Below are 25,186 nucleotides of genomic sequence, written 5' to 3' on the forward strand. Positions count from 1 at the left end.
GATCGTTCCCGATTATTCTTCTACAATTGTACCTTTTGGCGATTCGTCCATGTCTGGCTGCAAATCGTCTTCAGGCACGGATGCACGAACCACAAGCACGTTGGCCGAAGTGATGCTTCCCTTATACTGGGCATAGATCTGGGTTGTTCCCGGCTTATGTCCGATCAGGTTTCCTTCCTCATCCACCTCGGCTATATCCGGATGATCACTGATGAATGTTGTTTGCCTTGTGATGTCGATTTCGTTTTGGTCGATGTAGTTACGCAATATGACCTTCAAGTCGAGCATCGGACCTTCAGCAAGCGAATACTCGTAAGAATCCAGTTGGATATAGCCATCGAATTCGTCCGGATCTTCCGGGAACACGGTAACGTTCAATCTAGCCGTGAACCCTTCGTATGTTGCTTCGATATAGGATCCGCCGTCAGGAGTTACCGCTGCACTTCCGACGCTGTAGATGGGAGGGCCTTTAAACAATTCCCTGCTGATCAACTCGCCGTTCCTATCGACGCTCAGCACATCATATTGACGTTTGTAATCCAGACTGTTTCGAGAAAAATGTTCTCCCAGCATGGCGTAGCCGTCTTTGGTTCGGACAAGACGTTTGAAGTATTCGGAGTTCGTCCCGTCTCGATATGTTTTTTCCCATTGCGCTTGTCCGTTCAGGTTGTCTTGGTCATGGTTGACACTTTTTCCACTGCCAATGACATACCCCCCATCCCCCGAAGCCGTAACGGAAAAGGCGGTCCAGCCGCTATCCGGCTCTTTGAATTGTTCCGACCAGACCTCTTTGCCTTGGTCATCAATTTTGGCCATCAGCATCGCATCCAGGTCTCCCGTTTCATATTCCGCCCGGACTACGCTGCCAACGGCAATGTACCCTCCGTCATTTGCCGGAATCAAATCGTTGAACGCCACGCTGTCCGTATAATTGTATTTGTTATACCACAACGTGTTGCCGTTTTTATCAATCTTAAAAATATAGGCCTTTTCATAGATAACCCAGCTTATGAGCCCACTCCACAGCTGACCGCGCCGAATCGGCAGCCGCGTGACTGGAAATGCCTAACTCAAACATCAGCAGCAATCCGACAAAACCCGCAATCAACAATCGAGAATATTTTTTGGACACAATCCTGCCCCTTCAGCGAATGATATTTGTGAGTTTGTAAATATCTTCAATTCCTTTTCATTATTCATTCAATCCTCTGGAATTGGAATCCAACAAACTTCATAATCCCCTGATGCAATGGGGCTTTTTTTCATTTATGGATAAACAAAAAAGATCAGGACAGTTTCACTTTATGAACCATCTCCTATTTACTGAAACTTCCATTTTGTTACTGCGTAAGTATCATCAAGGGGTTGATTTACATGTTTTTGATGTTTTTTGGCGTCATAATCATTCTACTTTGCCGATATAACTTCAAAAATCCGGATTCCGATTGGGTACGTTGGGGAAAAAGATTACCGGAGGACTATGAACAGGACGATCATGATTTATTAAAAACTCAGGTTAGTGCAGCAGTAGGTGGATTTGGGGGTGGTGTACTAATCTTAATGGGGCTATCGACTCTGGTTCAACAAGGAGGTAACGCCATGTCATGGGGCACACTTTTTCTTTTTGCTATTATCCTCATAGGAATTGGCATCCTGTCCAGAAAGTATCCGACATTCGGATGGAGGATGAATGAGGGATGGAAAGTCAAGGGAGATTCTGAACCAAGCGATACTTACATTGATTTGGTGAAATTCGGAGGACTAATCTCCATTTGCCTGGGATCCATATTTTTTGTGCTTGGAATGATAACATTATTGCTTTGATGTTTCATGCTGACGAGAAGATTATCTTATCGCTGACATTGTGATCTTTTTGCGGCACAATCTGTGGGGCGGCTGCATAAACGGCAGTACCTCCCAACATCAATAACGCGGTCATCGCTAAAACAATTTTTCTCTTCCTCATTCCCCTTTCTTCCTCCCCTTCAGTTATTTCCCTAAACTATTAAAATATCGGATATTATACCAAAATAATCAATAGATCAAGAGAAGAGAACAGTAGGACTAAACTATGACATACACTTATGTTTGGTTGCTTTGATTGGGCAAATTGTTAGTGTAACCGATATAAAATTATGTCCAAATTTTGCCGTAATAAGTGTTATACTTGACGAAAAAAGGAGTTGTATCACTTGAAGAAATCTTTTGTTAAAACAATTGCCACTCTAGGACTTGGCATGATGATTGGATCTGCAACCATTGCAGCTGCAGCACCAGGTACAATTCAAGCCGTTTTATCAAAATTCACGATTATCGTAGATGGACAAAAACAAAATCTCAAATCAGATCCGATCATATACAAAGGTACAACCTACCTACCGGTTCGTGAGGTTGCTGAAATGCTAAACGCTGAGTTATCTTCTTTCGATAACAAGGCTAAGAGAATAGAATTGAAGACTGGGTCACAAACACCAACAAATGCCCAAGTAAATTCAAATCAAACAAATGCACCGGAGCCTCCATTAAATCTCAGGCTTAATGAAACCGCTACTCGAGGTGATATGACACTTAAAGTTAACAGTGTAAGTTATACAAACTTCGTCCCATCTGGACCTGGAGCAACATCTGGGATAATTGCTGATAAAGGAAACAAGTTCGCTGTTATTCAATTTGAAGCAACGCTAAACGAAGAGCCTAAAAATCAATTTGCTTGGAGTGCATTAGATTTTTTTGATAGCGCTACTATTGGTGATAAGAAGATAAGTTCAGCTACTTCATATGACCATACCAATCTACTAAAGGGTGAGACAAAAACGATTCAAATTACGCTCAACCTTCCAGAAAGTATGGATCTCAGTTCTATTACCTTTAGAGATCCAAGTAAAAATTCGATTTTTGGTACGATGAATCTTAAATAATCGATGCCAACGGCGGCAGCGACCGGATACCGATATTTGGGACCACTCCCGCAAGAAACGTGACCTTTTTGAGATTTCTAATAGAGAAGAGACCCCTTGAGGTCTCTTTTTCATTTATTAAACTTGCCAATAAACTGAACAGCTCTGGAAATACCATGCTCCGGATTTTGACCCACTCCACGTTCATCGTTAAATATCCCGTATAACCAATTTCCTGCAGGGCTGTAAAATAAAATCACTGTAACCTCTACCTAGTGGCACTTCCCGAAAAAATCCGCCCTCTTCAATCCTCTTTAAGTCCGGTATATCACGGTTCCGGTCTATTGATTCCGTTGGATATTTCCGTGAGAAGTTTACTTAGTCTAGACTATAATTTTATAATTTCAGTCTAATGCTTTATTTTCCCTGAACAGAAGGCGCAGCTAAGCAGATCAAGCTCATACTTATTTAATCGAATTTCGTAACCTGTCCGTTTTAGCAGAGGCTGAAAAATAACTCATTTCCACGACGGAAATAGGCTTTGTTTTTGCTTTCTCCTTTTCTGCTTCTAAAGCCTCACCTTGACTTTGTTCTGCGCTTTCCTGGCGAGGTCTCCCTTCATTCAGCTTGATATCAATAAAATCAACGATCTGCTGAAGTGAGGAGATTTGATTCACGATATTTTCACGGTGGCTTCTTAATTGATCCACCAACTCCGTATATTCCACGGAATCTGTGTTGGCTGAGGCCGCCAAAAACGGCCGCATCGCCTCGAGCGGCATGCCCGTTTTTTTAAGGCAAGATATCAGCTTGATCATATAGATGTCTTCTTTTCTATAGACGCGATGCCCGTTTTCCTTTCGATCCGCCCGAGGTAGTAGCTTAATCTTTTCGTAATATCGAATGGTATCCTCGGAAATTCCGGTTTGCTCGGCGATTTGCTTGATCGTATATGTTAGTTCTTCCACTGCGTCCCCTCCCAAAATTGCATTTTGCCCATTATACATCTTGGATCCGACTCCAAGTCAAACTTATTCTCCTATCTCTTTCCCTTGGCACCTCTTTTGTTTTCGCATCTTGACTTGGATTCGACTCCAACTTTTATGATGAGCTCTAACAGGGAGAAGTGTCCCGACCATATAAAGGAGGAAATGTATATTGGACTCGAATCGACGCGACATTTCACGCGGTTAACTGCGCCTAGTGCCCGCATCAGATTGGAACTGCAATGATTAAAAAATAGGAGTGGACATCTATGGACCGTAAATATCAGCCTTTAATGGAGCCGTATCGTTTTAAGAATGGTATCCAAGTAAAAAACCGTATCGTTCATGCACCGATGACAATATCTTATTCTAAGCAAGACGGTACAGTATCTGATGAGTTAATCGCATATTACGAAAGTCGTTCAAACGGAGTTGGAATCGTTGTCACTGGGAGCGCCATAATCTCACCCAACGCCAAGGTATTTGGCGGCGAATTAGCGGCTGATCGCGATGATCTAATCCCAAGTTTACAACGCCTGGCGACAGCCATTAAGAAACGCGGGGCAAAAGCCATTCTGCAAATCTTTCATGGTGGTCGTGAGAGTTCGCCAGAATTGGTACCGAACCGTGAGATTGTCAGTGCGAGTGCGGTTGCTAAAGAAGGATCGAGCGTGATCCCTCAAGAACTCCAAGAGAAAGAAATTGTGGACATTATTCGAGCATTTGGCGATAGCACTCGTAGGGCAATCGAGGCTGGTTTCGACGGTGTGGAAATTCATGGGGCAAACCGATTTCTTATTCAACAATTCTTCTCCCCATACACAAACCGACGCGATGATCGATGGGGAGGAAATATAGACAAACGTATGGCATTTCCACTCGCTGTTGTAGATACAGTAAGAAAAGTGGTGGATGAGTATGCGAAACAGCCGTTTCTTGTGGGGTATCGGTTATCGCCAGAAGAAGAGTTGACGCCCGGTATTACCATGGCCGACACACTTATATTGGTGGACGCCCTCGCAAATAAAGATTTGGATTATTTGCATGTCTCTTTAATGGATTTTTGGTCTAAACCTAGACGTGGCGTAGAGGACTATCGCTCCAGAATGGAGATTATTAACGAGCTCGTGAAACAAAGAGTTCCCATTATCGGCGTAGGATCGATCCGTACGCCCGACGAAGCGCTTAGAGCGTTACAATCGGGAGTTCCATTTATTGCGCTTGGACGAGAACTGATTATCGATCCAGATTGGGTTGAAAAAGTAACTCTGGGTAAGGAAAACGAAATTCGTACAGAGTTAACTTTAAATGATCAAGCAAAATTAGGGATTGCTGATTCGTTATGGCTGAAAATCATCAATACTCCAGGATGGTTCCCTATCTCAACTAAAATTTAACAGACTGTAGCTACATAACAGTAAATGCTACTGCTCTTAAAGACATGTATACATTTGTGACCTTATACAAGAAAAGAGACCCCGAGGGGTCTCTTTTTCATTGATATGACAGGCTTTTGGGGCCTATTGTTACATCATGCCGCCCATGCCACCCATGCCGCCCATGTCAGGCATTGCTGGTTTTTCTGGTTCTGGCTTGTCAGCGATAACCGCTTCGGTTGTCAGGAACATAGCCGCAACGGAAGCAGCGTTTTGAAGAGCGGAACGCGTTACTTTCGCAGGGTCAACGATACCTGCTTCGAACATGTTCACCCACTCATCCGTAGCAGCGTTGTAGCCGATACCGATCTCTTCTTTTTTCAGACGCTCTACGATAACGGAACCTTCTTTGCCAGCGTTTGCTGCAATCGTGCGGATTGGCTCTTCCAGAGCGCGCAGAACGATATTCACGCCTGTTTTCTCGTCGCCTTCTACTTGAACAGCAGCAACAGCGTTGTATACGTTAACGAGCGCCGTACCACCACCGGATACCATACCTTCTTCAACCGCAGCGCGGGTTGCGTTTAGGGCATCTTCAATGCGCAGTTTGCGTTCTTTCAATTCCGTTTCAGTAGCCGCGCCGACTTTGATAACCGCTACGCCGCCAGCCAATTTAGCCAGACGCTCTTGCAGTTTTTCTTTGTCGAAATCGGAAGTGGTTTCTTCCAATTGGTTGCGGATTTGCTTCACGCGAGCTTCGATATCTTCCTTGTTGCCAGCGCCATCCACGATGATGGTATTCTCTTTGGTTACGCGCACTTGACGAGCAGTACCCAATTGATCGATGGAAGCTGTTTTCAGGTCGAGACCGAGCTCTTCCGTAATCACTTGGCCGCCAGTCAATGCAGCGATATCTTGCAGCATCGCTTTACGACGGTCACCGAAGCCAGGAGCTTTAACAGCAACAGCGTTGAACGTTCCACGCAGTTTGTTCACGATCAGCATCGCTTGCGCTTCGCCTTCGATGTCTTCCGCGATCAGAACGAGCGGTTTGCCTTGCTGTACGATTTTTTCAAGGATCGGCAGGATCTCTTGCGTGTTGGTTACTTTTTTATCGGTGATCAGGATGTATGGATTCTCAAGAACAGCTTCCATTTTATCCGTATCGGTGATCATGTATGGAGAGATGTAGCCGCGGTCGAATTGCATACCTTCTACTACTTCCAGCTCCGTCAAGAAGCCGCGGGATTCTTCAACGGTGATAACGCCGTCTTTGCCCACTTTATCCATTGCTTCTGCAATCAGTTGACCTACTTCATCGTCAGCTGCGGATACGGAAGCGACTTGAGCGATTTCCTGGTGGTTTTTAACTTCTTTTGCGATGTTTTGAAGCTCAGCCACAGCTGCTTTAACCGCTTTGTCGATACCCTTGCGGATGATCATTGGGTTTGCGCCAGCTGTTACGTTCTTCAGACCTTCACGGATCATGGCTTGAGCCAGAACCGTTGCCGTTGTTGTACCGTCACCGGCAACATCGTTGGTTTTGGTAGCTACTTCTTTAACAAGCTGAGCACCCATGTTCTCGAATGCATCTTCCAGCTCGATTTCTTTAGCGATGGTTACACCGTCATTCGTGATGAGCGGGCTTCCGAATTTCTTCTCAAGAACCACGTTACGGCCTTTCGGTCCGAGTGTTACTTTAACTGCATTTGCCAAAGCGTCTACACCGCGAAGCATCGAGCGACGGGCGTCTTCACTGAACTTAATGTCTTTTGCCATGGTATTACATACCTCCCTAGTGGATTATGAAATAGTGAAACAAAGATATATTCAGGCGTTCATTAGCCTAAGATCGCGTGGATGTCGCTTTCTTTCATAATCAAATATTCTTTACCTTCGTATTTGATTTCTGTTCCAGCGTATTTGGAGAAAATGACGCGGTCGCCTTCTTTAACTTCCAAAGGTACACGTGCGCCGTCTTTCAGGGAGCCACTGCCTACAGCAATAACTTTACCTTCTTGCGGCTTTTCTTTAGCAGAGTCAGGAAGTACAATCCCGAATGCCGTAGTTTCTTCTTGTTCGATCGGTTCTACCAATACGCGTTCACCTAAAGGTCTGATCATGAAAAAATAGCCTCCTTTAAATATGTTGTGATGCTTTTTTCAAAGCTTTATGTATTAGCACTCGACAACCCTCAGTGCTAACAACCAATTTTATGATACTCAAGTTGTCTTAAAATTTCAAGTCCTTTGCATGATTTTTTGATCATTTTTTTGCAATCCGGCCTTAGGGAGGGGTTGTCCCTAAACCCCCTTCTCCATTGTATCCATGACCAGCCAAAATATGCCTGAGTCTTAAGGGACACTGTGCGGCTGGAACTATAGCTCCAGTCATCATTCTCGGAAAATAAAACAGCCCGAAATCAGGGCCCTCCCTTAGGAAGGGTGCCATCTTTCAGACTGTTTAACGTTCAGCGAAATGTCCGTCCCCCATCGGCTTAAAGCCTAGGGTCGATCTCCTTTTCTTTCTCCATCTCGAACAGCAGCTGCATCGCAATCGCTTGGTAATCCCCGTGGCTCGGGGAAATCTCGTCATACTTTACCCCAAGCATGCGCTTTCCAAGCTGATGCTCGGCGATCGAAGTGCGGAGCTTCTTGTGCGTGTTTTTTTGTTTCAACAGCTTCGCGTATTTATGCGGAAACCGGTAATCGTAACCGTAAATGATCGAGAGATATTCGGGATTTCGCACCTTTAGGTAAGGGGCAGCGTTCTCCCGCTCCTTTTCCGGTTTGATCACAACGCCTTCCATTCGGTTCCGGGTCGTCAGCGTGGAGAAGAAAGCCTCCGCCTGTTCATAGCTCTCCCGCTCACGCAAATCCAGAACCAGAATCTTGTCGTCATTCAGGAAACGGAACATGGCCGAGGTATTCATATCAGGCATGACTTCTTCTCCGGTATCCCGAATTTCTTTCAGAATGGCAAACGGCTTGTAATCCAATTCCGCGTCCCCCGCATAAAGTTCGAGCTGCTTCTTGTACATGCGATAACCTTCCTCATGCTTCTCGAGCGGCACATAAGCTTTCCGAACATCCCGTATATATTTATACGATTGATAGCTGCTCGAGCCATGCTTCTCTATAAGCGCGGATTTGGATAGTCGAAACTGTTCATTCTCAAAGCCGCTTGCGTCATAGGCAGTGAGCAGCTGAGCGTAAGCCTCCTCAAAACCCGTCTCTTTCAGAAACCTTGTTTCCGACTCAAGCGCAGCCGCAATCGGTTGAAATTGCCTGTCGATCAGGCCTTTCCCGAGTGCCCTCCATGGCAGCAGCTCCCCATCCAACAGCATCATTTCGATCCCTTGGGCCTGCATATGAGGCGAGAATCTCTCCAGCAGCCGTTCGTACACCACAGATAAATCAATCCCGCTGATTCGGTAACCGTTACGGCTGACGGCATAGCAGCGCTTAAGGTCCCGGAACAGATAGATGCTGCATCTGGAGCCCATATATTTAGGCTGGAGCACCACATGTTCAATCCCTTGGTCCTTGTAATAATCGAGTCCTTTTGCGAGGGACTCCAGTTCTCCCTTAGCCACATCCTTATCCGCCGGCGACATCGTTCCGGAAATAAAATTGATTTTATGCTCCGCGCAATACAACAATCTTCGCTGGGCTTCGCGGTCTAAATCCCGAAGATCGATGCTGCTGCGCTCTGATCTGGCAAACAAATCCGGCAATTGTTCATGAAGGAACACAGGGTCTTGTTCCCTAAACGGCGACTTAAAGCTGCGATAGACCGGTTTTTGACCGATTTGAACGGCCGTCAGCATATGCCCGTGCACACTTCCCGTATCGATGTGAATTTTGTTCTTGATCCGAAACGGTCTCACCGCAGCGACATGACCAAACACATGGTAAGGATGATTGCTGACCGCTTCTTCGCTTAAAAATAGAAGCTGCTGCTCAGTCGTGACTTCCGGGTTGCTCCGTTCCAGACGGAAGGAACGCTGATGGCGCAGGGAATTCGAGTCGAGTTTACCGACATATTTATTCCGGCAAGGAGCATGGGTTACGTAATAGGAAGGTCCCTGCTGTCCCACAAATCGATAAAATGGCTTAGCCCGGCCTACAAGTTCATCGAAGCGCTCCCGCAGCGCTTCATCTTGGCCTAACGTTTCCGTAGAATCAAAGTAGGAACGCAGCAGCTCCGGCTCGGCCCCCTTGATCTCTCCCTTCAGGTACTTATAAACGAAGTTCTCATGATTCCCCATAACGAAAAGGAAATGCTCCATATTGTCGTAGAGGAAATCGATCATGGCTCGGGTTTGCTTCCCTTTGTCGATCCAATCCCCGGCCAGAATGATCCGGGTGTTTCGCAGTTTCTCCGGAACGGATAACTTTCCGTCCGTCATCCCGTAACCATAACTCCTCAAAAGCCCCTGAAGCGCGTCCACACGCTCGTGCACGTCTCCGATCACAATGTATTCCATATCCTGACTCAGAATCGAGGACAGATACTCCTCTTTATTGTCCACAATCACTTCGTAAGCAGGTTTCGCCAACTCCTTCTCCTTGTTAAGAAAATCCTTCGCACGCACTTTATGAATGGCATCGTATCCTTCCCGTGCGAGGACGGGGAGCACCTCCTTTTTCAAGCGGCTAATATGCGTGGATATCAGCTTCTTGGAGCGATCGGAGGCGTAGTAATCCTCCCGTTTCCGGTAATCAAACAGAATGACTTCCACACGGTAGTTGTTCTCATGCGCGATTTCAAGGACCTTGCCCCGGAAATCATCGGCCAATGCCGTTGTATCCACTACAACAAAGTCAGCCTGAATCGGAAAAGAAGTCGTCAATCTAAGCCGCTCAAATAATAACTGAAACGCATGCGAGCTCGCCTCCAGCATCACCTGATCGTATTTATCATAATCATAACCGAGCAGCTCCTGACGAATGGCGTCCGATGATAGGTACTGGACATTGCTCCTGTAGTTGCGCTCAGGGTATTCCCACTGCAAGGATGGAATCAGGATTTCCTTCGCAAACGTCGTTTTTCCGCACTCTGTCGGACCGACCAGCATAAAAATCGTGTGCATTTTGGTATGCAATTCCATGGCCTTACTCCCCCTTCCTCGTAACAATCATTCCCTGCGTTGTATGCATGCCGTCCACACTGTCACCGATCATCACATACTCATATTGAACGCCTAGATTCTGCAGGATTTCGTCACACCACGATCTAAACTTCTCCTGCCCCATTTCCCACTTATGATCATCATGCCTGAAACCATCGAGCTCATAATACGGGTTGAAATCGGCATTGGGCGTCGTAATGATCAGCTTCTCGAACCGGATCTCCTGCACGACTTGGCGGATGAGGTCCGCCGCTTCCGCTTCCGGCATATGCTCGATCACTTCGGTCAAAATAACGTCTACGGACTCATCGTCATACCCCTCAAGAAAGTGAGCGATCGACGGAAAGGTCACCAGATTGTCCAGCCCCTTCGCTTCCGCTTTACGCTCTACCACTTCCAGCAAAGCTTCATTAATATCTACCGCATAATAGGTTTCCTCTATTTTTCCGGCAAAAGAAAGGGCGTAAAAGCCTTCACCGCAGCCGATATCCAATATCGGCTTGTTGAATGGCAGCACTTGAGCGATGTAACTTCTGCGCTGCATAGCCGTGTTTCCATATGCAAAATTGATGCTGTATCTAGGCGTAAACTCAAGCTCCTGCTTGAACTGCTTGAATCGATCCCGATGATTCAGAAAATTGCGCACGAACAGACTTCGTATGTAGTAGGGGGCATCGATGACATTCAGACTGCGAATGTGCTTTTCAAGCACTTTATCCGAGGTATCGAGATATTCGCTCCCGAACATTGCCAGGAACAGGCACAACACATTGACCGTATGCAGCAGATGGTACAGGCTCTTCCCGGTGGTTATGGTGAGGGCATAGCTTTTATGGGCTTCGTGCCGAAGCAAGAACGAGTATTCCTCGAGATGCTTTTGAAAAAATTCAATATAACGCGTCTTCTCAATATGAATGAGATTGATGTAAAAAACATGCTCGTGTCCCTCCGTGTCCCGTTCATCGTGCTTTTTGAAGGGAGCTGCAAAAAACTCGTTAATGGCAGCCAGCGGAAACAAAGGTGTATTATAACGGGACACGTTCAAATACTCAAAGCTCTCCCCTTGGTGCTGTTTGAAGGATATCTCGTTATCCGCATCCTTGAAATAAACGTTAAACGCAGCTGACTCGGAATACCATCCGTATGCCGTTCCTTGCCTCACGCTCCGAAGCTGCATGCCGGAGTTCGGGTTCTTCTTCATGAGAAACGAAAACTGCGGATTCGTTGATGTGAGCTGTATAATTGCCAAAATGACTCTCTCCTTTCGTCAAACCGTGAATGACTGCGGTCCACCGGTTCCCCATGCTTCAACCAGCGCGTCCCGAAACAAAGCATCCAGCCTTTGATCCAGATCCGTATCTTGATGCTTCTTATCCTTGGCTAGCAGCTCATATTCGTTCAATTTCTCTTCAATGAATGCATTAATGTTAGGAAGCCTCGGTTCAACATTCATCTCTTCACCTGAACGTTTGCGGAGAAGCAATTGATCAATCTCCTGTTTCAGCGCACTTCCCTGATTTAATAGGCGATTCGTAAGCAGCTCGAATTCCATGGGAGGCATCTCGTTGTAGGTTTGAATCCAGTCGCATGCCAGGATCGGACGCAGGACATAGAAATATTTTTTGATCTTAACGTCTCCCCCTTGCAAATACATCCGGTAATTGCCTTTAGCCATGTTCAGGTAGTGGTGCATGCAAGATTTTGGCGAGAACGCAAGCGGAGATATGCTGCGGATTTGCTGGGCGATGCCAAGCGTCTCCTTATACTTGATGGGGGACTCCAGCCATTCGAGCAGGGGCGGATTCGACTTGCGAAAAAGCCCCAGCGCTTTTTTCAAATCCCAACCGCTCATATCCAGCCTGTCACTGATCGGCCGCTCAATCACATCTCGCTTGTCGAAGATCGATAAATACCACTCCACGGGTCTGATATAGATAAACCTTACGTCATAATCGCTGTCTGTCGACGGAAAGCCCCAGGCCCTGCTGCCTGATTCGCAGGCATACAGGATAAGGACGCCTTCCTCCCGCTCAATTCGCTCAAGTTCTTGCTGAATCGTCGAATTCATTTCCTGCGATATATTCATATCTGGTATCTCTCCTTCTGTAGCTGCCGTCTGATGTCCGATAACCTTATTGTCCTCCACACGTTCCAATTTCAACAGGGCGAAAGTATGGCGATAACAAAATGATGTTATAATTTCCATCCTTTATGCAGTTCCCTATCCTTGCTACAATAGTTACAGACAGCATCACGTACGATCTAATATGTGACTTGAAGGAGGGCGCCATGGCTCGGGAAAGCTTCGATAAAGAAATCCAGTTCCTTCGCATTCTGGCGCTGGCCGGAGGAGCATACAACCGGCAACAACTGGCCGATCGACTCGGTATTTCGGTACATACCTATGACAAAACGCTTCGAAATTTAAAAAATAGGATTGAATCGCTTCAGCCGCAGCTCTCGGAAGAACAAAGCCTCACCCTATCCGAAGGCCTGCGCTATTCATACTATGAAACCGCAGATCCGCTCCTGCTGCTGTTGTTCCGCGGCAAATCGCTTAAGGCATCGGAAAGCTTGAGGCTGTCCACGATCCTCACCCAGCTGCAGCATCAGCAGTTAACCGCCAAAGAACTAATCGACCTATGCGGCGATCACTTGCCTGACGGGGAGTCTCTGCCGGATGAGAAGACGATACGCGGAGATCTCAAATACCTGGAGGAAGTCGGAGTCATCGTGAAGACAGGCACAGACCGGCCTTACCGATACAGGGGCGCCCGTGATCTGATCGATTCGTTGTCGGATGACGAGCTGCTTGATCTCTACGACTATGTGGACGTCATGTCGAATACGCAGCTCCCGTCCGTGCAGGGTTATATGCTCAGGGATAACTTAAAGCGGGCTTTGCGGAAGCGTGACATCGCTGCGCACTCAACCGCTGCTTATATTTATAAATATCATTATCCTTCACGCATATTGGACGAAGCGCATCTGCATACCATTTTTCAGGCCATTACCAAAAGAGCTAGAATCCGTTTCCTGTACTTATCACCCAAAAGCACTTCACGCTATGCTTCCCAAAATACGAATCCGCTGTTCCACAGGGAGTCCAAAGGGCTTCGGGAAACGGTGCTGCCGCTGCGCGTGATATATGACCATCAATACGGCCGTTGGTATCTGATCGGTTATAACGGCAGACAAGGTCTCATGAAGTTTCGTATGGAGGGATTGACTCAGATCGAAGAAGGCGATGTGGTTAAGGAAGAGGTCTTCCAGCAGCGCCTGGAGGAAGTGCTGGCCGAATTGGAGAATAGTTGGGTTACCGATACCCGTAATCCCACCAAGGTCGTGGCCAGATTTTTTAACCCGGAGGACAGCAAAGTGAATTTCGTGCTGAACCGGGTTAAGGCGCAAGGGCAATGGGGGACCGTTACGATAGAATCCGACGATTCATTTCTATATGAAATCGAAGTGAACGGCACCAGCGAAATCAAGCCCTGGCTCCGGAGCTTCGGCTCCAGCTGCGAGGTGCTCAAGCCCCGCTCCCTTCGCCTGGAGTTCATCAAGGAATGGAAGGAGATTGCCGCTTATTATGAGCCAGAATCCGTTCGAGAAAATTTTTAATTATCAGATTATGACGCGGCTTGAGGAAACTGACTCGATTGCCATAACCGCTCAAGAACGGGGATGGCTCAAAATGATGCTGGTGCACCCTGAGGCAGCTAACGCCTTTACGCCTGAAACCTTAAAGCGTCTCGAACAAATCCTTCACATGGAGCATAGCGGTGCCGAGATGAAGGAGATTATCCTGGAGAAGGCCAAGGGACAGGAACGAAGTGTATATCACCCGCATCTTCGCACCTTGCGAAGAATGATCATGCAGGATCAGGGCTTTCGCTTAAGCTATCGAACGAAGCTCGGAGAAACGCGCAGCAATCAGTCCGGTTTCCCGTTCAAATTGGAGTATTCCATGATCAAACGGGAATGGATGCTGATCTGGTACAGCAAAAGCCGAAGAGGACTCATGTACACGAAGCTGGATCATATTCTATATATCCAAGGGACCTCACTTCCGTCTTTTCGAATCGATCGCATCAAGGAACGGCTGCAGAATCTGATGGAAAATCGCGAGAAGCAAGCCCTCATTGAAATCCATCGCCGATACAACGGGGAATTGTCACGGATCCTGTACGCTTTCTCCTGTTTTGACAAGACCGTCCATTATGATGAAGATTCCAATACCTACCGCATTAAAGTCTCCTATTTGAAGGATGAGTGCGACTTTCTGCTCTCCCGTATTCGCTTTCTCGGACTGCGGGTAAAAGTCGTGGAAGGAAACACGCTGCAGGCCCGAATGCAGGAAACCGCAGCGATGGCGCTGGCTAGATATGCGCAAGATGAAAGTCAGGACGATATGAATAGATCCCTATGAGACCTAGAGCGAATGCACTTATGAAATTTGATTTCTAACCATTCGATCCTCCAACAAAAAACAACCCGCAAACCATACTCCCGTGGGGATTGGTTAAGCGGGTTGTTCTTATTCTAAGTAATCCTATTTTTCCAAAAAACGTCACATTCCATCCTCTTCGTCTACCCGTATGTACCGGCTGTCCCGTTCCATGTCCGCCTCTAGCTGCTTGCGGTAGATCACGGAAGACAGAAACACGCTGAATTCGTACAGCAGCAGCAGCGGAATCGTGACCAGGAAATCCGATATGAAGTCCGGCGGCGTAATGACAACCGCGATGAATACGAGCGCGAAATACGCGAGTTTGCGCATTTTTCGAAGCCGCAGCGGATTCAGAATGCGAATTTTCGTTAAGAACATCACCACAAGCGGCAGCTCAAACAGCAAGGCCAGCGGCAATACGAGATTGAACATAAAATTCAAGTAATTAGTAATGCCGTAGGTTTCCTGAAGCCCCATGCTCTGGGTAATCGTTGTCGTGAATGACAGCGTCATCGGAAACACGACGTAATATCCGAACGTGATCCCTACAATGAACAGAAGAAACGCATAAGGCACGTAACGAATGGCCGCTTTCTGCTCTTCTTTGCGAAGTCCCGGCTTGACGAACGCCCACAGCTGATAGAAGATCAGCGGAACGGAAATGACAAGCGAGAAAATGGCAGCGATTTTCATATAGATCCCGATACCATCCCAGAAGGAGAAGGCGTGCAGCTCAAAGTTCTTGGCTTCTTCAGCCGCCGTCAAATAATGATAGATCGGGTCCGCAACAAAAAGCCCGCCGATCAAACCCGCTACGAATACCACGAGCACAATAATAATTCGTTTGCGAAGCTCGCCCAAATGCTCAACAAGCGCCATATCTTTCACTTGCTCCGACAAGTTAACCACCACCCTGTATGTGACCCTGACAAAACAAAATCCCTCCCGAAGGAAGGGACTTCAAGCCTTGCTTTATTTCTATTCCGGAAGACGCTTGTCTTCAACCTTGGTTGGCTCAGCGACAACGGCTTGTTGGGGAGCCTCTTCTTTCTTCTTCGCCGGTGCATCGTCAGCAATAATCTCCCGCGCACCGTCCTTAAACTCACGGAATGTTCTTCCGACCGCACGTCCAAGTTCAGGAAGCTTGTTCGGTCCGAACAAGAGCAGCGCCAAAATAACGAGCAAAATAATACCCGGCACTCCAATTCCACTCATATCTATTCTCCTCCTCGTCCTGCTCAATGCCTTTAAAAGGACTTCAGGATGATCTAAATCCGTCATGCCTTGCACTACAACAGGTGTTAACTAATGACCATAATCCGACTACTACAGTTGAAACAAGCTCATATACCGCCATCATACCATAATGTAAATCACATATACAGTCTAGAAACGTGACAGTTTATTTACATAATTATCTAGTAAATACTCTCTAGAGCTGCTCCCGATATTGGCCCGTTACCATCAGCAGTGCTTCCGGAAGCTGATCCATAACCGCCGCCAGATTCTCGTGCACGCCTTTGGGCGAACCCGGAAGATTAACAATCAAGGTACGGCCGCGGACGCCGCATACGCCCCGAAACAGCATCGCGCTCCGATTCTTCTGCATGACGGTAGCGCGCATCGCTTCCGCAATGCCCGGCACTTCGCGTTCGATGACCCGCTTGGTCGCCTCCGGCGTAACATCCCGGACCGCCAGCTCCGTTCCGCCAGTCGTGAGGACAAGATCCACTTGATAATAATCCGTAAGTTCGATCAATGCCGCAATAATTTCATCCGGCTCGTCCGGTACGATCCGGTATTCAATAATTTCTCCGCTCAGCTCTTCTTCCACCAATTCCCGGATCACTTGAGCGCTCGTATCCTCGCGTTCCCCCCGCGAACCTTTGTCGCTCGCCGTCAGGATCGCCGTTTTCCACACCATCTGCCCTCTCTCCTTCCCACTCGTCCGAATCTCCTATCTCTATGCAATCCTATGTTGTTTCTTGTATGTAATCCCCGCTCTTTCCTCCGGTTTTGCTTACCAGGTAGGTCGGGCCGATGACCATGTCTTTTTGCAAGGCTTTGCACATGTCATAGACCGTCAGCGCAGCGGCAGAAGCTGCTGTCAAAGCTTCCATTTCAACACCGGTTTTGCCTGTGGTCTTCACAATCGTTTCTATATATAACTCATCTCTAGCATTATCGCTGAACTCCACATTCACGCCGGTCAACGGCAGCGGATGACACATGGGAATCCAGTTTGACGTGTTTTTGGCAGCCATGATAGCCGCAACCTGCGCTACGGCAAGTACATCTCCCTTGCCAATTTTCCCCTCCTGGATGCGAATCAGCGTATCCGGGTGCATACGAACCGTAGTCTTCGCTACCGCTGTCCGGGCTGTTACATCCTTATCACTGACATCCACCATGCGTGCTCTGCCTTGGCCGTTAAAATGACTCAATTCCATCTCTTATCCCTCCGCTGCAGGTCTGGCCGTCGCCGAATGTCCCAGTTCCGTAACCAAACCGTCCAATACCCTATCATGTTCTTCCATAGGGATATGCTCCAAGACTTGAACCTCGTAGCCGATTCCCATCCACAAAGGTTCACCGATCTGAGCGTTGTCTTGCGCTCCCTGACTAAGCCTGTCCGACAGCCGGTCATAATAACCGCCTCCGTATCCAAGTCTTCCGCCCTTCCTGTCAAACGCAAGCCCGGGCACCCAGATGATATCAGGTCCGGGATGATTCCATTTCTGCGACCGCAACGGATCTGGCTCCGGAATGCCGTAAGCTCCGGGAATCAGCTCATTCCATGCCTGAAGTTTATACAATTCCATCGAACGGTCTTGGGGCAGACTTCGGGGAACGATAACCTGAATCCCCTGCTTCCACGCCCATTCAACCAGCGGCCGGGAATCCAGTTCGGAGCGAAAGGGGACATAAATCATCATGCTCTGAAATTGAAACCGATTCATGACCTCTGAAGCAAACTTGCAGGCTTGCTTCGAACGCTTCGAACGCTCTTGCCCGGATAACTCATCCCTGCGTAATGTCATCACTTTGCGCAGGGCTTCTTTTGCGGATACCCGCTTCAATTCTTCCTCAGGGTTCAACACGTGATCTTTCCTCTCACGCTTATAATTAATTTTAGTTTACCACTGTTCCTTCCTTTAGCCAAGAATGCCGGAAGTCGCCAATCATGGTCGATTGTTCGGCCATTTTCATGTACACTTACTTTAAGATATCAGAACGTATACACTTCAAAGCATGACCACGCTGAGAATGTACGTCGGTAAACGTTTTTCTTAAGAGATAAGAATGTATTAACATCAGAAGCACCCTCCTTATCTCGCAAGAAAAACTTCCGCTATATGCGGTCTGTCTTCTGAGAATGTACGTCGGTAACGTTTTTCTTAAGAGATAAGATTGTTTATACATCAGGGGCTACCCTCCTTATCTCGCAAGAAAAACTTCCGCTATACGCGGTCTGTCTTCTGAGAATGTACGTCGGTAAACGTTTTTCTTAAGAGATAAGATTGTTTATACATCAGGGGCTACCCTCCTTATCTCGCAAGAAAAACTTCCGCTATACGCGGTCTGTCTTCTGAGAATGTACGTCGGTAAACGTTTTTCTTAAGAGATAAAAATGTATTTACATCAGAAGCACCCTCCTTATCTCGCAAGAAAAACTTCCGCTATATGCGGTCTGTCTTCTGAGAATGTACGTCGGTAAACGTTTTTCTTATAATGAAGAATTAATGGTACAAACATATAGAATGATGGAGGTTTCACATAACATGCTGCTGCAAGCCAATGGCATCACGAAATTATACGGAGTTACGCCCGTCCTTGACGGGATCAATCTGCAGGTGCTTGAACGTGAAAGAATCGGTCTTGTCGGAGTCAATGGAGCCGGGAAATCGACCCTGCTCAAAATTTTGGCAGGCGAGATGTCTTATGATGGCGGACAAATCTTCAAGGCTAAGGAAACCACCGTTGGTTATCTTGCCCAGAACAGCGGGCTTCAGTCCGATTCGTCGATATGGAACGAGATGCTGGATGTCTTCGCTCCCCTTCTGGAGATGGAGCGCGAGCTGCGTCAGATGGAGGAACAAATTGCCGACCCGAAGTCGAGCGAGGATCCGAAGAAATACCAAGAGCTTCTGGATCGTTATGCGATCCGTTCGGACTGGTTCAAGGATCAGGGCGGTTATGAGATCGAAACACGTATCCGCAGCGTCCTTCACGGCATGGGATTTGGCAGTTTTTCGCCGGACACCTCCATTGCCACATTAAGCGGCGGGCAGAAGACAAGGCTGGCCCTTGCAAAAATATTGCTGCAGGCACCTGACCTGCTCATGCTGGATGAACCGACGAACCATCTGGATATCGCGACCCTCACCTGGCTGGAGGATTATCTGCGCGGCTATTCCGGTTCATTGCTGGTCGTTTCCCACGACCGCTATTTCCTGGATCGGCTTGTTACGACCATCGTTGAGATCGAACGCCGTCATTCCAAAAAATATACGGGCAACTACAGCCGGTATATTGAGCTGAAGGCAGCGGAATACGAATCCCAGCTGAAGCAGTACGAGAAGCAACAGGATGAGATTTCCCGGATGGAGACCTTCATTCAGCGGAATCTGGTCCGGGCCTCCACGACCAAGCGCGCACAGAGCCGTCGCAAAGCGCTGGATAAAATGGAACGGCTGGACAAACCGCTGGGAGATTTGAAGAAAGCACACTTTTCTTTTGAAGCCGAATATATGTCAGGCAAGGATGTGCTTCATGTGCGGGATCTGGCGCTTTCGTTCGAGCAGGACAAGCCATTGTTCCGTCAGGTTTCCTTTGATCTCAGCCGCGGGGAGACCGTAGCTTTGATCGGACCCAACGGAGTGGGCAAATCGACGCTCCTGAAATGCCTGATCGGTACCATGAAGCCAACGGCGGGATCGCTGCAATGGGGTACAAAAGTCAAGATCGGCTATTACGATCAAGAGCAATCCGAGCTGAATCCGAGCAATACCGTTCTGGAAGAGCTATGGGGCACCTATCCGCATATGGAGGAAGCCCGCATCCGCACCGTTCTGGGCAACTTCCTCTTCAGCGGCGAAGATGTGCTCAAGAAGATCAGTTCCTTAAGCGGAGGGGAAAAGGCCCGCGTATCGCTTGCCAAGCTAATGCTCCTTGAAGCCAACATGCTCATCTTGGATGAGCCGACGAACCATCTGGACTTATTTGCCAAAGAGGTTCTTGAATCAGCACTCATGGATTACGAAGGCACTTTATTGTTCATATCCCATGACCGTTACTTCCTTAACAAAATGGCCGAGCGAATCATCGAGCTTCATCCGGACGGCATTCAACATTTCCTGGGTAATTATGACGACTATACGGAGAAAAAGCAGGAAATTATCGATATGAATGACGAACCTTCCGAGCCGTTTGCTCGTCACACCCTGAAACAGGAAGGAAAAGCCGAAGTTGCCATCGAGAAACAGGGAGCCGTTTCCTTTGAAGCCGAGAAGCAGGCCAAACGGGAGGAGCGAAACCGTCAGCGCAAGCTCGCAAGTCTGGAAGAGCAAATCCATGCTTTGGAATCGGACATAACCGAGTTAGAGGCCGAGATGACCCTGCCGGAGATCTATCAGGATTATATGGCACTCCAAGAACGCCAGCAGTCGTTAGAGGAGAAAAAGAGTCAGCTTGAGCAAATTTTTGCCGAATGGGAGTCATTGCTGGAAGATTAAAAAAAGTTCACAAAAGTGTTTCAAATGGAGTTTTGCATTTATACACAAACTTATCCCCAAGAATGGTGCATAAGTTTACCATGAAAATGGCCGAAACGGCCATTTTTTTGTTGTTATACGCGCACTCCTGGTCCTATATCCAGCTTTATCCACTAAGTTATTCACATTATCCACAGTTTCCACCGGAAAATTTGAAAATCCTGTCCCCTCTTTTCAGCGTCTTGCAAAAGACCGATTTATCGACATTTTTCTCGCTTATGCACAATTTCAGGCGAATATGTGGATAACGTTGTTCACAACTTGACAGAGTTATATGTCTTATATAATGGACTTCTATATAGACTTATCTCTTGTTATTTGCAAGTTTTTATCGAGCTTGATTATGAAAAAAAGCGACCCTCCTCCATCCGGTTCGGAAGGTCGCTTCTGCCATCAATCATTAGAAGCGTTAGACGCTAAGGTTTCCCATTCAGCTTTTCGCCTAGACCGACATCAACGCCGAGTTGCATGCAGCAACGTATGCCAGGCCTGCCGCCATAACGATATCCTGATGCACAGCCGTTCCGCGGAAGATCTTGCCCGCCTTCTCAACCGTGACCGCCGCTTCGGCATGCGCGTCTTCGCCGCTGCTTAACGAGTGGAGCTCCAGATCGCCAAAGCGGATATCGCTGCTAATTCCTTGGCTGATTGCCGAGATAACGGCTTGCACCGGACCGTCCGCCACGCTGGAGTAGGTGGCTTCCGTTTGCTCGCTCAGATGACGCAGCGTGATTGCCGCGACCCGGCTGCTGCCCGTTCCCGAGATGACCTGGGCCTCGATCAGCTCATATACTTGGGCTGGTTTACCCAAAGTGCTGCTCACCATTTGCAGCAGCTGATCATCGCTGACCACCTTCTGACGATCAGCCGTCTCCTTGAAGGTATCGTACAAGGACTCCATCTCGTCTCCATCAAGCTGAACACCGTACCGGGCAAGACGATCCTTCAGCGCATGACGACCGGAATGCTTGCCCAGCACAATCATGCTCCGCGGAATCCCCAGCTTTTCCGGATCCATAATCTCGTAGGTGCTTCGGTCCTTCAGCAGACCGTCCTGGTGGATGCCGGACTCATGCTGGAAGGCGTTCCTGCCGACTACAGGTTTATTAAAAGCGATCGGAAAATGCATCGCACCGCTAACGAGACGAGATACTTCATACAGCTTCTCGGCCGTAATGCCCGTCTCTGCCCGCAGCATGTCACCCCGGGTGGATAGAGCCATGACCAGCTCCTCCAATGCGCAGTTGCCTGTACGCTCGCCTACCCCATTCACGGTAACCTCGATTTGGCTGGCGCCATTCTCAATCGCGGCCAGGCTGTTGGCCACAGCCAAACCGAGATCATTATGGCAGTGGGCGCTATAGGCGACCGTCTTTCCGCCACGGGCGCCTTCCCGCACACGTCGGAACATCTCGCCATATTCATTCGGAAGCGCATATCCCACCGTATCGGGCAGATTGATTATCGTTGCACCCTCTTCAATGACGGCTTCCACCATCTCAATCAAGTCGTCAATGCCGGTACGCGAGGCATCCATCGCCGTAAATTCCACCACGTCGCTGAACTGCTTCGCATAAGCTGTCATCTCACGTGCCCTTGCCACTACATCCGGACGACTCATGCGCAGCTGGTGTCGAAGATGGATGTCGGAAGATGAAATAAACAGATGGATTCGCCTTTTGGCCGCATCCTGGGTGGCCTTGACGGCAGCATCAATATCCCCTTTCACGGCCCGTGCGAATCCGCATATCTCGACCTGCTGCAGCTGTCTCGAGATGGCCTGCACAGCGGCAAACTCCCCGGGACTAGACACTGGAAATCCGGGCTCCATCACATCTACGCCCAGCTCAGCCAGCTTTCCGGCCAGCACAATTTTCTGTTCTGGCTGCAGGCTTGCTCCCGGGGCCTGTTCCCCGTCCCGCAACGTTGTATCGAATATTTGGATGGTTCTCATGGATTCACTCATTTTGCATACTCCTCCTTGGTTATGGTATGACCCGATTTCCTACGGGAACGTTGTTTAATCTGTTCCATATGTTCGCTTTACGTCCGCACGTCGACTTGCGTCCGCATCCCACCCTGCTGCTGCCGGCAGCAAAAAAGCCCGCCATCTCTTCATATAAGAGACGACGGGCTTAGACCCTCCGTGGTACCACTCTAATTGACGCGCCTAATTTCGCAGCTGTTCCTTCGCGACATATGCACGTCCACTCACTGTCCATGATCTCCTCATACCAGCCGGTCATGAAGAGAATGGACGTCCTGATGACGGAGGAAACTCCGTAAGAGAGTACAGCTGCATTCAGGGTCGTTGGGCTGTCTAGCTCCATCAACCGATGCTTGCTGCTGTTCCCCTCTTCCGCTCCCGGGCGAGATTCGAAGGTTGCTGCCGCTGCGTTACACCAAACCCGCAGCTCTCTGTAGACGGCTCCCTTTTACTGCTCCCGTTCATTGCGTTTATTCGATATGTTGTTATGCTGACTATCATATCCTTCGGATCACTATATCCGAGATTCCGCTTTTATCATCTGCGGATTGAAAGTGAAGCTTTATCAGATTGATTCGTATTTAGCTGTCCAAGCATGCAAAAAAGCCTGCCATCTCTTATTCAAGAGACGACAGGCTATCCTATCGCGGTACCACTCTTGTTGACTCTAAGCTCCCGGGATCATCATGCTGTCTCCCGAACCTAAAGCCCCCTCCATCGCCAAATCACAAATGATTTGTGCGGAGCCATTCTCACGGAGGCCATCCCGTAGCAAGGTCAAACTCCGCAATTCAATCCGTGCCTGACCGGCACTTCGCTGCGCAAGGTTCCCCAGCTCCGCTCCCAGGTGAGTTCAGGTCCCTCTCGTCTGCGTTGCACCGTCCCGCAGCTCTCTTCATCCAAGGTTCACCTTACTGATCCTGTTCTTCGCGTTTCAACATTCTGGAATTTGATAAAGATTATACGTCCTATACAAATACGTGTCAAGTGGCTTTAGCTTAATGGCTCCGCCCAAAGCTCCAGTGACATTTGCGGGTCGGCCTTCATATCGAGCGGCGTAAAGCTCTCCTGCTTCCATTTCAGATGCGCCGCGGCAGCAATCATCGCTCCGTTATCGGTACAATACTGAAATGGCGGGATCGTCAGCAATATCCCTTCCTGCTCGCAGCGTTCAGCCAAGGCTTTACGGAGTCCGCGATTGGCGGCAACGCCGCCGCACAGCAGCAGCTGCTTGGCATCATATGCTCTGACCGCACGAACCGCCTTTTCCACGAGCACTTCGACCACGGATTCCTGGAAACCCCGGGCTATCGCTTCCGTCCGGACTTCCTCTCCACGCATTTTGCTCTGATTGACGACATTTAATACAGCCGATTTCAGACCGCTGAAACTGAAGTCGTAGGAATCCGGCTCCAGCCATACGCGAGGAAGCTCCACAACCTCCTCGGCCTCCAATGCCATTCGGTCGACATGCGGACCGCCGGGATATGGGAAGCCAAGCGCCCTGGCCACCTTGTCGTACGCTTCGCCAACCGCATCATCCCGCGTCCTGCCGATCAACTCAAAGCTGCCTTCGTCTTTCATGTAGACTAGCTCGGTGTGACCGCCGGAAACCACCAGCGCCATGCAAGGGTAAGCGATATCGCCCACAAAACGATTGGCATAGATATGACCCGCAATATGATGCGTGCCAATCAGCGGCTTGCCGAGCGCAAACGCCAGGCTTTTAGCAGCCATAACGCCAACGAGAAGCGCCCCAACCAGGCCAGGACCCTGCGTTACGGCGATCGCCGACAAATCCTTCATTTCAATGCCGGCCTCAGCTACGGCTTGTTCAATAATTAGCGTGATACTCTCCACATGCTTGCGGGAAGCCACCTCGGGCACCACCCCGCCAAAAGCTTTATGTGTTTCAATCTGGCTGGCAATGACACTGGACAAAACCTCGCAGCCATCCTTTACAACGGCAACCGAGGTTTCATCGCAGCTCGTTTCTATCGCCAATATGCAGCTGTGCTGCCGGTCTACTCTTTCTTCATTCATGATAGCCTTTGACTTCCTTCCTCGCCATCGTCCTCCCGATAAGGGGGCAGATCTGCCCACATGATGAGTGCGTCTTCCTGATTATCGGAATAATACCCCTTCCGGACACCGGCTGGTTTAAACCCTTTTTTGATATATAAGTGCTGGGCCACGTGATTGGATACCCGGACTTCCAGCGTCATTTTCTCCATTCCCATATAGGCAGCAGTCTTCATCAATTCCGTAAGCAGACGATCGCCCCACTTGCGTCCGCGGTACTGCTCCAGAAGCGCAATATTTGTAACGTGCGCTTCATCCACGATCGTCCACATGCCTGCATATCCTACCGTTTTGCCTTCGTACTCCATAATCATATAACGTGCAAAATGATTCAATTTCAGTTCATTGTGAAAAGCTTCCTCGGTCCAGGGCACGGTGAACGCTTCGCGCTCCACCACGAGAACCTCCGGAATATCCTCCAGGGTCATCAACCGAAAGGACAAACCGTCTTCACCATCTACCGGCTTCTTCTGCTGATTCATGACGAATCCTACGCTCCC

The 25,186-nt window shown here is 48.5% G+C and carries 23 protein-coding genes and 1 other annotated feature; of the genes, 6 read left to right on the top strand and 17 right to left on the bottom strand.

The features are described 5' to 3' along the window. Positions 1-12: 12 nt before the first annotated feature. Positions 13-951 carry a hypothetical protein gene (locus tag MKY82_RS28045; RefSeq protein ID WP_339294841.1) on the bottom strand — a complete coding sequence of 313 codons (939 nt, stop codon included), beginning with the start codon at positions 949-951 and terminating at the stop codon, positions 13-15. A gap of 40 nt (positions 952-991) precedes the next feature. Further along, positions 992-1,132, bottom strand: a complete 141-nt coding sequence (locus MKY82_RS28050; protein ID WP_220683967.1) for a hypothetical protein — start codon at positions 1,130-1,132, stop codon at positions 992-994. Positions 1,133-1,374: 242 nt separating this feature from the next. Here MKY82_RS28050 and MKY82_RS28055 point away from each other — a divergent pair, with 242 nt between their 5' ends. Further along, positions 1,375-1,824, top strand: a complete 450-nt coding sequence (locus tag MKY82_RS28055; RefSeq protein WP_220683966.1) for a DUF6199 family natural product biosynthesis protein — start codon at positions 1,375-1,377, stop codon at positions 1,822-1,824. Between the two features lie 4 nt (positions 1,825-1,828). On the opposite strand, the gene MKY82_RS28060 is transcribed toward MKY82_RS28055, so the two are convergent. Then, positions 1,829-1,966 carry a hypothetical protein gene (locus MKY82_RS28060; RefSeq protein ID WP_194544439.1) on the bottom strand — a complete coding sequence of 46 codons (138 nt, stop codon included), beginning with the start codon at positions 1,964-1,966 and terminating at the stop codon, positions 1,829-1,831. A gap of 226 nt (positions 1,967-2,192) precedes the next feature. On the opposite strand from MKY82_RS28060, the gene MKY82_RS28065 reads away from it, so the two are divergent. Continuing rightward, positions 2,193-2,918 (top strand): stalk domain-containing protein, encoded by a 726-nt coding sequence (locus MKY82_RS28065; protein ID WP_194544440.1) that lies wholly within the window; start codon positions 2,193-2,195, stop codon positions 2,916-2,918. Between the two features lie 443 nt (positions 2,919-3,361). Here MKY82_RS28065 and MKY82_RS28070 read toward each other — a convergent pair whose 3' ends face one another. Continuing rightward, positions 3,362-3,904: a MerR family transcriptional regulator gene (locus MKY82_RS28070; RefSeq protein WP_339219684.1), complete on the bottom strand. Its 543-nt coding sequence runs from the start codon at positions 3,902-3,904 to the stop codon at positions 3,362-3,364. 248 nt (positions 3,905-4,152) lie between these two features. Between MKY82_RS28070 and MKY82_RS28075 the strand changes: the two genes are divergently transcribed. After that, positions 4,153-5,280 carry an NADH-dependent flavin oxidoreductase gene (locus MKY82_RS28075; RefSeq protein WP_339294842.1) on the top strand — a complete coding sequence of 376 codons (1,128 nt, stop codon included), beginning with the start codon at positions 4,153-4,155 and terminating at the stop codon, positions 5,278-5,280. A gap of 129 nt (positions 5,281-5,409) precedes the next feature. Here the strand turns inward: MKY82_RS28075 and groL are convergent, their stop codons facing one another. From groL to MKY82_RS28100, 5 genes are all read right to left on the bottom strand, one after another. Beyond that, positions 5,410-7,038 carry a chaperonin GroEL gene (gene groL, locus MKY82_RS28080; RefSeq protein WP_194544443.1) on the bottom strand — a complete coding sequence of 543 codons (1,629 nt, stop codon included), beginning with the start codon at positions 7,036-7,038 and terminating at the stop codon, positions 5,410-5,412. Between the two features lie 62 nt (positions 7,039-7,100). Beyond that, positions 7,101-7,382: a co-chaperone GroES gene (gene groES / locus MKY82_RS28085; protein ID WP_006212454.1), complete on the bottom strand. Its 282-nt coding sequence runs from the start codon at positions 7,380-7,382 to the stop codon at positions 7,101-7,103. 374 nt (positions 7,383-7,756) lie between these two features. Beyond that, positions 7,757-10,372 (bottom strand): metallophosphoesterase, encoded by a 2,616-nt coding sequence (locus MKY82_RS28090; RefSeq protein WP_339294843.1) that lies wholly within the window; start codon positions 10,370-10,372, stop codon positions 7,757-7,759. Between the two features lie 4 nt (positions 10,373-10,376). Then, positions 10,377-11,642, bottom strand: coding sequence for a methyltransferase domain-containing protein (locus MKY82_RS28095; protein ID WP_194544445.1), 1,266 nt, complete (start codon positions 11,640-11,642; stop codon positions 10,377-10,379). Positions 11,643-11,660: 18 nt separating this feature from the next. Then, a complete protein-coding gene (locus tag MKY82_RS28100; RefSeq protein WP_194544446.1) occupies positions 11,661-12,479 on the bottom strand; it encodes a nucleotidyltransferase domain-containing protein in 819 nt (272 codons plus the stop codon). Positions 12,480-12,682: 203 nt separating this feature from the next. Between MKY82_RS28100 and MKY82_RS28105 the strand changes: the two genes are divergently transcribed. Further along, on the top strand, positions 12,683-14,014 hold the full coding sequence (locus MKY82_RS28105) for a WYL domain-containing protein (RefSeq protein WP_339294844.1): 1,332 nt from the start codon (positions 12,683-12,685) through the stop codon (positions 14,012-14,014). Continuing rightward, positions 13,983-14,822: a WYL domain-containing protein gene (locus MKY82_RS28110; RefSeq protein ID WP_339294845.1), complete on the top strand. Its 840-nt coding sequence runs from the start codon at positions 13,983-13,985 to the stop codon at positions 14,820-14,822. Before MKY82_RS28105 ends, MKY82_RS28110 begins: the two co-directional genes overlap by 32 nt. Before the next feature lie 141 nt (positions 14,823-14,963). Here MKY82_RS28110 and tatC read toward each other — a convergent pair whose 3' ends face one another. The 5 genes from tatC to MKY82_RS28135 all read right to left on the bottom strand — a co-directional run bounded on the left by tatC (position 14,964) and on the right by MKY82_RS28135 (position 17,944). Further along, a complete protein-coding gene (tatC, locus tag MKY82_RS28115) occupies positions 14,964-15,743 on the bottom strand; it encodes a twin-arginine translocase subunit TatC (protein ID WP_194544449.1) in 780 nt (259 codons plus the stop codon). A gap of 78 nt (positions 15,744-15,821) precedes the next feature. Next, positions 15,822-16,058, bottom strand: coding sequence for a twin-arginine translocase TatA/TatE family subunit (locus MKY82_RS28120; RefSeq protein WP_071222526.1), 237 nt, complete (start codon positions 16,056-16,058; stop codon positions 15,822-15,824). A 217-nt stretch (positions 16,059-16,275) separates the two neighbouring features. Then, positions 16,276-16,767: a MogA/MoaB family molybdenum cofactor biosynthesis protein gene (locus tag MKY82_RS28125; protein ID WP_071222524.1), complete on the bottom strand. Its 492-nt coding sequence runs from the start codon at positions 16,765-16,767 to the stop codon at positions 16,276-16,278. A gap of 49 nt (positions 16,768-16,816) precedes the next feature. After that, positions 16,817-17,293 carry a cyclic pyranopterin monophosphate synthase MoaC gene (moaC, locus tag MKY82_RS28130; RefSeq protein ID WP_339294846.1) on the bottom strand — a complete coding sequence of 159 codons (477 nt, stop codon included), beginning with the start codon at positions 17,291-17,293 and terminating at the stop codon, positions 16,817-16,819. A 3-nt stretch (positions 17,294-17,296) separates the two neighbouring features. Beyond that, the gene (locus tag MKY82_RS28135; RefSeq protein WP_339294847.1) at positions 17,297-17,944 is read right to left on the bottom strand and encodes a 5-formyltetrahydrofolate cyclo-ligase; all 648 of its coding nucleotides are present in this window, start codon (positions 17,942-17,944) and stop codon (positions 17,297-17,299) included. A gap of 681 nt (positions 17,945-18,625) precedes the next feature. Here MKY82_RS28135 and MKY82_RS28140 point away from each other — a divergent pair. Continuing rightward, positions 18,626-20,578, top strand: a complete 1,953-nt coding sequence (locus tag MKY82_RS28140; RefSeq protein ID WP_194544947.1) for an ABC-F family ATP-binding cassette domain-containing protein — start codon at positions 18,626-18,628, stop codon at positions 20,576-20,578. 481 nt (positions 20,579-21,059) lie between these two features. Here the strand turns inward: MKY82_RS28140 and MKY82_RS28145 are convergent, their stop codons facing one another. The 3 genes from MKY82_RS28145 to rimI form a co-directional block, all read right to left on the bottom strand. After that, the gene (locus MKY82_RS28145) at positions 21,060-22,583 is read right to left on the bottom strand and encodes a 2-isopropylmalate synthase (RefSeq protein ID WP_339294848.1); all 1,524 of its coding nucleotides are present in this window, start codon (positions 22,581-22,583) and stop codon (positions 21,060-21,062) included. Between the two features lie 153 nt (positions 22,584-22,736). Continuing rightward, positions 22,737-23,078 (bottom strand) — a binding site (T-box leader). Positions 23,079-23,597: 519 nt separating this feature from the next. Then, complete coding sequence (gene tsaD / locus MKY82_RS28150; protein ID WP_339294849.1) at positions 23,598-24,647, bottom strand: tRNA (adenosine(37)-N6)-threonylcarbamoyltransferase complex transferase subunit TsaD; 1,050 nt, start codon at positions 24,645-24,647, stop codon at positions 23,598-23,600. After that, positions 24,644-25,168, bottom strand: a complete 525-nt coding sequence (rimI, locus tag MKY82_RS28155) for a ribosomal protein S18-alanine N-acetyltransferase (RefSeq protein ID WP_194544452.1) — start codon at positions 25,166-25,168, stop codon at positions 24,644-24,646. Before rimI ends, tsaD begins: the two co-directional genes overlap by 4 nt. Between the last annotated feature and the right edge of the window lie 18 nt (positions 25,169-25,186).

This window comes from Paenibacillus sp. FSL W7-1279 (assembly GCF_037969845.1).
GTDB lineage: Bacteria > Bacillota > Bacilli > Paenibacillales > Paenibacillaceae > Paenibacillus_AQ.